Here is a 7,517-nt window from a genome sequence, read left to right on the forward strand (position 1 = left end):
ACCAGGAAGTCGCGACCTTCTCGGTCGACGTGAAGGGTGCCTCTGGCGCCGTCGCGGTCTCGAACGCTCACGGCACGGTCACCGGCGCAGCCGGTGGTGTGCTCCTGCGTCCGTTCGCACGGCTCATCGCCTCCACTGGTGACAGCGTCACCACCTACGGCGAACCGTGGAACATGAACTAACTCCCTAGTTCACGAGAACAGCCCCCGGCCTCGGCCGGGGGCTGTTTTCGTGGGGTGGATGCGGTGCTACTTGTCGGCGCTGGTGGTCGCCGCGGTGTCGGGGCTGGGGCCGGTGCCGGGTCCCGTGACGGTCTCGGCGCTGGCTCCGTCCCTAAGCAGGTTCCGGATCTCGGTGAGCAGGCTCAGTTCGGTGTCCTGGGCCTGCTCGACCTCGCCCTTCTTCCGCAGTCGGTTGTAGGGCACGACGACCAGGAAGTAGACGACGGCAGCGACCAGGACGAAGTTGATCGCCGCGGACAGCAGAACGTTGAGGTCGATGGTCTGTCCACCGCCGATGCCGATCTTCAACACTCCGTACTCGGAATCGCCGCCCGCCCCGATGCGGTCGATCAGCGGTTGAATGACGCTGTCGGTGAACTTGGTGACGAGCGCGGTGAACGCCGTGCCGATGACTACTGCGATCGACAGATCGACGATGTTGCCGCGGGCGAGAAACTCCTTGAATCCCTTCAGCACGGGATGGTTCCTTCCGGTGTGTGGTTTGGCCGTGTGCCTGAACCCGTGGAGCAACGCTAGCCCGGGAGATACGACCCCTGATCATGACTCTCAGTGGAACGTCAGGGTGATCGCCTGCGACAGCGATGCGCCGGCCACCTCGTTGGCAGCCAGGCGTGGCAGCGCGATCAGCACGACCCCGTCGCGGCCCGCGTCCTTCGACTTGGCGGAGACCAGGACCACCACGGCGTTCGTGGCCACCACGCGCGAGCTGTCCTCCGTGCCGCCGCCCGCTGCCTCCGAGACGGCCAGCACGTCGACTACGTCGCCCGTTCGCACCAGATCGAGTAGCGCGGCGTCCGTCGGATGAACGGGGACGATGCGCGCGTCGGTCCCGACGGATGCGTCGGCAAGGCGCGAGCTGAGCACGCGGAGGTCGGTGAGCACCTCGCCGCGGCGGGCGGGTCCGGTCAGCGTCGCGCCGACCAGGTCGCCGACGTTCGTCTGCGAGCCGTCGGGAATGGTCGTCGCCGAACGGGATTCGATGCGGAGGTCACTGGCCATCAGCTCGACGCCGGGTGCCAGATCGCGGCTGGCGACGACGACGTCGGTCAGGCCGTCGGAAGGATCGGGACGCAGGGCAGCGACGGCGGCCAACATCACCAGTGCTCCCGCGGTCACCCGTCGGGCCATGACCGTTCGCGTCCAGTCCGGCCGAAGCCCGTGAACGAGGCGCGATGGCAACGACGGATTCAGTGATTCCCCCATGAGGCCACGCTAGGCAGCGGGGGCCCGTTACGGCAGGGGGACGCCGGTGGGCTGTGGATAACTACTAACTGGAGGCGGCTGCAGTGGAGCTCGGGGAAGAACTCGAAGTGGAGCTCGACTTGTCCGAGCCGGACGACGAGCTCGACGACTTCTCCGCGGGCTTCGACTTCTCGGCGGGCTTGTCGGAAGACTTCTCCGAAGGGGGCGAACTCGAGGGCTCGGCGCTGCCGCTGGAGCCGTTGACGGTGCTCTTCGCGGCGTCGCGGCTGTCGTTGCGGTAGAAGCCGCTGCCCTTGAACACCACTCCCACCGAGCCGAAGAGCTTGCGCAACCGACCCGAGCACGCCGGGCACGCCGTGAGGGCGTCGTCGGTAAACGCCTGCACCGCGTCGAAACGGTTATCGCACTCGGTACATGCGTACGAGTAGGTCGGCACCAAAACCTCCGAGAAATGACGAAATTTGTTAGCACTCTAGCTGCTCAAGTGCTAGAACCGCTACGTGGGCCGTGCCATTCCCGCGTTGCTCGCGCTGGTCGCGGTCGTCGTGGCCGTTGCGGTGTGGCTGCACGTCCGTTCGAGTCCGAATCAGCCGCCGACACCGTCCTCTCCCGAGGCGTCGCGGGTTGGCCCCGGTAGCCCCGGATACGAGCAGGCCAGGGCGGACGCGCAGCAATTGCCGGTCAGGGGCTGGGATCGGACGTCGGATTTCGCCAGGGCCCTCTTCGGTGAGGCCTGGAGCGACGACGTGAACGTCGAATTCGGTCACAACGGCTGCAACACGCGCGACGACATCCTGCGTCGAGACCTCGCCGACCTCGTCGTGCGACCGGGCACCTGCTACGCCCAGAGTGGCACCCTTCGCGACCCCTATGCGCACCAGACGATCGGGTTCGTTCGCGGTCCGCTCACGTCGAGTGCCGTTCAGATCGACCACGTCGTTTCGTTGTCCGATGCCTGGTACAAGGGTGCCCGCAACTGGGATGACCAGCGCCGTCGCGATTTCGCGAACGATCCCCTCAACCTGCTTGCGGTCGGCGGGCAGACCAACTTCGACAAGGCGTTTCGCGACGCCGCGAGCTGGCTGCCACCCAACGCGGCGTTCCGGTGCGACTTCGTCGCGCGGCAGGTGCGGGTGAAGACGGCCTACGGATTGTGGGTCTCGGCGAAGGAGAAGCAGGCGATGCAGGACGTGCTGGTCGGCTGCTAGCGCATCAGCCGAGTTCGATCAGCCCGCGACCCGGCGTCAGCGCGTGCGTGACCGGGACGTCGTGAGGTTCGCCGGGGAGGTGGTCGACGAGTTCGTCGTCGCGGACCAGTGCGATCAGCCGCGCTGCGGAATTCGCCATGGCCAGGGACCGGTCGTAGAAACCCGCACCCCTGCCGAGTCGGACGCCTGCCCGATCGACGGCCAGCGCAGGGATCACGACCATCGACGCCGCTCCGATCGCATCGGCCGGCAGCCACGGGCCTGGCGGCTCGCGCAGTCCGAAGCGGGCCGCGACGAGCTCGCCGCGATACTCGCCCCATCGAAGTGGCAGCGGTACGCCTGAGTCGTCCGCCGTGGCGACGGGCAGCAACACCCGGGCACCGGACGCCACCAACGCGTCGAGCATGGCGGGCGAGCCGGGCTCGGTACCTACGGGCACGTAGGCGCAGACCGTCGAGTTCGGTTGGGCCAGTTCTGCCAAACGTTTGCGCAACTGGTCGGCCTCCCCGTACCGCACTTCCGCGGACGCAGCGCGGCGGGCGGACAGGATGGCGGCGCGCAATTCGGCCTTCGTCTCCGGCACGACTCCACGATGTCATGTGAGGTGTGCAGGCCTTGCCGGGTTGCGAGCAGCCAATGACGTTATGGTGTGAACGATGACGACACGGGCATTGGTGCCGATGCCGCGCACCGCGATCGTTCCAGCAGCTGGTTTGGGAACGCGCTTCCTGCCTGCGACGAAGACGGTGCCGAAGGAGTTGCTACCCGTCGTCGACACGCCCGGCATCGAACTCGTCGCGGCTGAGGCTGCCGAGGCGGGCGCCGAGCGGCTCGTCATCGTCACCTCATCGGGCAAGGACAGCGTCGTCGCGCACTTCGTCGAGGACCTAGTGCTCGAGGGCACGCTCGAGGCCCGCGGCAAGCACGTGATGTTGGCAAAGGTGCGCCGCGCACCGGCGCTGATCAAGGTCGAGTCCGTGGTGCAGGCCGAGCCGTTGGGCCTCGGTCACGCCGTGAGTTGCGTCGAGCCGAGCCTGGCGGATGACGAGGATGCCGTCGCGGTGCTGCTGCCCGACGACCTGGTGCTACCGACGGGTGTGTTGGAGACCATGTCGAAGGTCCGCGCCAAACGCGGTGGCTCGGTGCTGTGCGCCTTCGAGGTGCCCGCGGACGAGATCAGTGCCTACGGCGTGTTCGACGTCGAGGTGGTCCCCGACGCCGTGAACCCAAATGTGTTGCGTGTCAAGGGCATGGTGGAGAAGCCGAAGGCCGAAGATGCGCCTTCGCTGTATGCCGCCGCTGGTCGTTACGTGTTGGACCGCGCAATCTTCGATGCGCTGAGGCGGGTGCCGCGCGGCGTCGGCGGTGAAATCCAGCTGACCGATGCGATTGCCCTGCTGATCGAGGAGGGCCACCCCGTTCACGTGGTGGTGCATCGCGGTTCCCGACACGACCTGGGAAATCCCGGCGGGTACCTCAAGGCTGCGGTTGACTTTGCGTTGGAGCGTGACGATTACGGACCGGAGCTGAGGCGCTGGCTGGTCGAGCGATTGGGGCTGAGCGCCAACTGACTAGCGTGTGGGCTCTGCGACTGACGAAAGGCGCATGAGTGCGTTCGGTGGAGGAGCAGCAGGCCAAGGTGGCTGCCGCCGCGGTGGCGCCGCGACCCGTGCGCGTGGCCATCGCCGAAGCGCAGGGGTTGATGTGCGCCGAGGAGGTCGTCACCGAACGGCCGCTGCCGGGATTCGATCAGGCGGCGATCGACGGATACGCGGTACGCAGCGTCGACGTCCTCGGCGTCGATGCCGGTGACGACGGCGAGGACGCCGAGAGCGCTGGCGAACGCGAAGTGAGCCTGCCGGTGATGGGTCTCATCGAGGCGGGTGCCAAGACGCCGAGCCGACTGCAGCCACGCCAGGCCGCGCGGGTTCAGACCGGCGCGCCCATGCCGACTCTGGCCGACGCGGTGCTTCCGCTGCGGTGGACCGACGGTGGCGACAACCGCGTCAGGGTGTTGCGGGGCGTGCGGTCCGGTGCCTACGTGCGTCGAACCGGTGACGACGTGCAACCGGGTGACGTGGCCGTGCGGTCGGGAACCATCATCGGGGCTGCGCAGGTGGGGCTGCTCGCCGCGGTCGGGCGCGAACGGGTTCTGGTGCATCCGCGACCGCGACTGTCGGTGATGTGCGTGGGTGGTGAGTTGGTCGACGTCTCGCGTACCCCTGGCAACGGCCAGGTCTACGACGTCAACTCCTATGCGCTGGCCGCGGCGGGTCGCGATGCGGGTGCCGAGGTCAACCGCGTCGGCATCGTGGACACCGAGTCGAAGACGTTGCGCGACGTCGTCGAGGGGCAGATCAATCGTGCCGAGGTACTGGTGATCGCGGGCGCGGTGGGTGGCACGGCTGCCGAAAGCGTGCGGGCGGTGCTCTCCGAGCTCGGCGACATGGAGGTGGCGCGCATCGCGATGCACCCCGGGTCGGTTCAAGGTTTTGGACAGCTGGGACGTGAGGGCGTTCCGGTGTTCCTGTTGCCCGCCAACCCGGTGAGCGCGCTGGTGGTGTTCGAGGTGATGGTGCGTCCGCTGATCCGCATGTCGCTGGGCAAGCGCCAGCCGCTGCGGCGAGTCGTCCAGGCGCGCACGCTGTCGCCGATCACGTCGGTGGCGGGCCGCAAGGGCTACCTTCGCGGTCAGCTGATGCGGGATCAGGACACGGGCGAGTACTTGGTGCAGGCCCTGGGCGGGGCACCTGGGGCATCGTCGCACCTGTTGGCCACGCTCGCGGAGGCCAACTGTCTGGTCGTGATCCCGAGCGACGCGGAGGAGATCCGCACCGGCGAGATCGTCGACGTCGCCTTCCTGGCTCAGCGCGGCTGACGAAGCTCCCGATCATGTTCATGTGGCGGTCGACTTCCATGCATCCCGGATGGCCGAAGTCCGTCGGTCCGCTGCGGGTGCCCGCAGGTCTGGTGCGGCTGCGCCCAGTGCGGCTGCGCGACGGCGCAGCGTGGAGCCGCATCCGGCTCGCCGACCAGGCGCACCTCGAGCCATGGGAACCCGTCGCCGAGGTGAATTGGGAAGTGCGTCATGCCATTTCGTCGTGGCCGTCGATTTGTTCCGGGCTTCGCGCGGAGGCGCGAAAGGGTCGGATGCTGCCGTATGCGATTGAGCTCGACGGGGAGTTCTGCGGCCAGCTGACGATCGGCAATGTCACGCACGGCGCGCTGCGATCGGCGTGGATCGGCTACTGGGTGGCCAAGGATCGCAACGGCGGCGGGGTGGCCACGGCGGCGTTGGCGCTGGGACTGGACCATGGCTTCGGCCCGGTCGGTCTGCACCGCATCGAGGCGACGGTGCGACCCGAGAACGCGCCGAGTCGGGCCGTGCTGGCCAAGGCCCGCTTCCGTGAGGAGGGCTTGCTGAAGCGCTACCTGGAGGTCGACGGGGGCTGGCGCGACCACCTGCTGGTGGCGATCACGATCGAGGAGCTAACGGGTTCGGCAACCTCGGCGCTGGTGCACGACGGTCGGGCAAATTGGGTCTAGCTGTGTGGCAGTTGTGACATGTGGGGCAGATGTGCTTGTCAGGGATGAATTACAGGTGTGTAATTGACCTCGGCGCGTCGTCCCCGGATGCGCTGGTCACGGACCTAGCCTTACGGGGAAAGGAGCCGGCAACATGCCAAGCATCCCCCAATCCCTTCTATGGATCTCTTTGGTGATGCTGTGGTTGTTCGTGCTCGTCCCCATGTTGATCAGCAAGCGAGAGACCGTTCGTCGCACTAGCGACGTCGCACTTGCCACGCGCGTGCTGAACACCGGCAACGGCGAACGACTGCTGCGCCGCCGCAAGCCGGCCGCGGGCCATCACAGCGACCCCGACTGGCGTCCGACCCATGACGACCTCGACGACGACGACGAAGACGACGAGCCGGTCGCCCCGCGCAAGTCCGTCGTGGTGATGGCCGCTGCGAAGGTGGAGCCCGAATCCGAATATCTCGACGTCGACGTCGTGGAGGAGGACTCCGGCGCCCTGCCCATCGGGGTGTCCGCGCAGCTGGCCTTCGACGAGCACCCCGAACTACCACTGGAATTCGACGACAACACCGCGACGTTCACGATCGACGATCTGCAAGAGGTCGACGACGTCGCGGAGGCGATCGAAGAACTCGACGAGCCCGAAGCCGAGCCTGAAGACGAGGCCGAGTTCGACGCGGACGACGAAGACATGACCGACGAGTTCGCCGCCGTCTCCGAGGACGACACGGACTACGACTACGAATACGTCGAGGACTCGTCGGGACTCGAGGCGGCGCCAGACCCCGACCTGCACGTCGCGGGGACGAAGTCGCAGGAGCGCCGACGGCACTACGAGTCGAAGACCGCCGCCGCGGTGAGCGCGCGGAAGTTCCGGTTCCGCAAGCGCGTGCTGCTGGTCATGTCGGTGCTGCTGGTGGCCAGCGCCGTCGCGGCCTACGTGGTGTCGCCGACGTTCTGGTGGGCGTGCGGCACGGTCGGCGCAATCACGATCCTCTACCTGGGCTACCTGCGACGCCAGACCCGCATCGAGGCACAGGTACGGCGGCGTCGCGCGCAACGGATGATGCGGTCACACCTCGGTGTCGAGAACACCAACGACCAGGAGTTCGACGTCGTCCCCGCCCGGCTGCGACGGCCTGGTTCGATCGTCCTGGAGATCGACGACGAGGATCCGATCTTCGAGCACCTGGACTATGCACCGTTCGCGCGCGAGTACGACCTACCCCGCGCGGCTGGTCAGTAGCTCAGATTTCGAGGCCGGCGGCGTCACTGGTAGCCTGTGCTACCGGTACAAGGGGCTATAGCGCAGTTGGTAGCGCGTCTC

Annotated in this window: 10 protein-coding genes; 6 read left to right on the plus strand and 4 right to left on the minus strand. The window is 67.3% G+C overall.

What is annotated here, in order from left to right; translation table 11 throughout:
• On the plus strand, window positions 1-182 hold a 182-nt coding region (locus QOD90_RS25475), incomplete at its 5' end, for an MspA family porin (protein WP_526354312.1).
• Window positions 183-248: 66 nt separating this feature from the next.
• Here the strand turns inward: QOD90_RS25475 and mscL are convergent.
• From mscL to QOD90_RS25490, 3 genes are all read right to left on the minus strand, one after another.
• Window positions 249-698, minus strand: coding sequence for a large-conductance mechanosensitive channel protein MscL (mscL, locus tag QOD90_RS25480; protein ID WP_526354314.1), 450 nt, complete (start codon window positions 696-698; stop codon window positions 249-251).
• Between the two features lie 90 nt (window positions 699-788).
• Window positions 789-1,445, minus strand: a complete 657-nt coding sequence (locus tag QOD90_RS25485; protein WP_526354316.1) for an SAF domain-containing protein — start codon at window positions 1,443-1,445, stop codon at window positions 789-791.
• 64 nt (window positions 1,446-1,509) lie between these two features.
• On the minus strand, window positions 1,510-1,881 hold the full coding sequence (locus QOD90_RS25490; protein WP_526354318.1) for an FmdB family zinc ribbon protein: 372 nt from the start codon (window positions 1,879-1,881) through the stop codon (window positions 1,510-1,512).
• A gap of 64 nt (window positions 1,882-1,945) precedes the next feature.
• Between QOD90_RS25490 and QOD90_RS25495 the strand changes: the two genes are divergently transcribed.
• Window positions 1,946-2,653, plus strand: a complete 708-nt coding sequence (locus QOD90_RS25495; RefSeq protein ID WP_526354320.1) for a GmrSD restriction endonuclease domain-containing protein — start codon at window positions 1,946-1,948, stop codon at window positions 2,651-2,653.
• A gap of 4 nt (window positions 2,654-2,657) precedes the next feature.
• On the opposite strand, the gene QOD90_RS25500 is transcribed toward QOD90_RS25495, so the two are convergent.
• Entirely contained in the window at window positions 2,658-3,236 is a 579-nt protein-coding gene (locus QOD90_RS25500) for a 5-formyltetrahydrofolate cyclo-ligase (RefSeq protein ID WP_526354322.1), read from the minus strand.
• 73 nt (window positions 3,237-3,309) lie between these two features.
• Here QOD90_RS25500 and QOD90_RS25505 point away from each other — a divergent pair, with 73 nt between their 5' ends.
• The 4 genes from QOD90_RS25505 to sepX all read left to right on the plus strand — a co-directional run bounded on the left by QOD90_RS25505 (window position 3,310) and on the right by sepX (window position 7,436).
• Complete coding sequence (locus QOD90_RS25505) at window positions 3,310-4,224, plus strand: UTP--glucose-1-phosphate uridylyltransferase (protein ID WP_526354324.1); 915 nt, start codon at window positions 3,310-3,312, stop codon at window positions 4,222-4,224.
• 38 nt (window positions 4,225-4,262) lie between these two features.
• A complete protein-coding gene (gene glp, locus QOD90_RS25510) occupies window positions 4,263-5,531 on the plus strand; it encodes a molybdotransferase-like divisome protein Glp (RefSeq protein WP_526354326.1) in 1,269 nt (422 codons plus the stop codon).
• A gap of 14 nt (window positions 5,532-5,545) precedes the next feature.
• Window positions 5,546-6,199 carry a GNAT family N-acetyltransferase gene (locus QOD90_RS25515; RefSeq protein WP_526354328.1) on the plus strand — a complete coding sequence of 218 codons (654 nt, stop codon included), beginning with the start codon at window positions 5,546-5,548 and terminating at the stop codon, window positions 6,197-6,199.
• Window positions 6,200-6,332: 133 nt separating this feature from the next.
• On the plus strand, window positions 6,333-7,436 hold the full coding sequence (gene sepX, locus QOD90_RS25520; RefSeq protein WP_526354330.1) for a divisome protein SepX/GlpR: 1,104 nt from the start codon (window positions 6,333-6,335) through the stop codon (window positions 7,434-7,436).
• The last annotated feature ends 81 nt before the right edge of the window (window positions 7,437-7,517 follow it).

This window comes from Mycobacterium sp., from assembly GCF_032161845.1.
In the GTDB taxonomy this organism is placed as follows: domain Bacteria; phylum Actinomycetota; class Actinomycetes; order Mycobacteriales; family Mycobacteriaceae; genus Mycobacterium.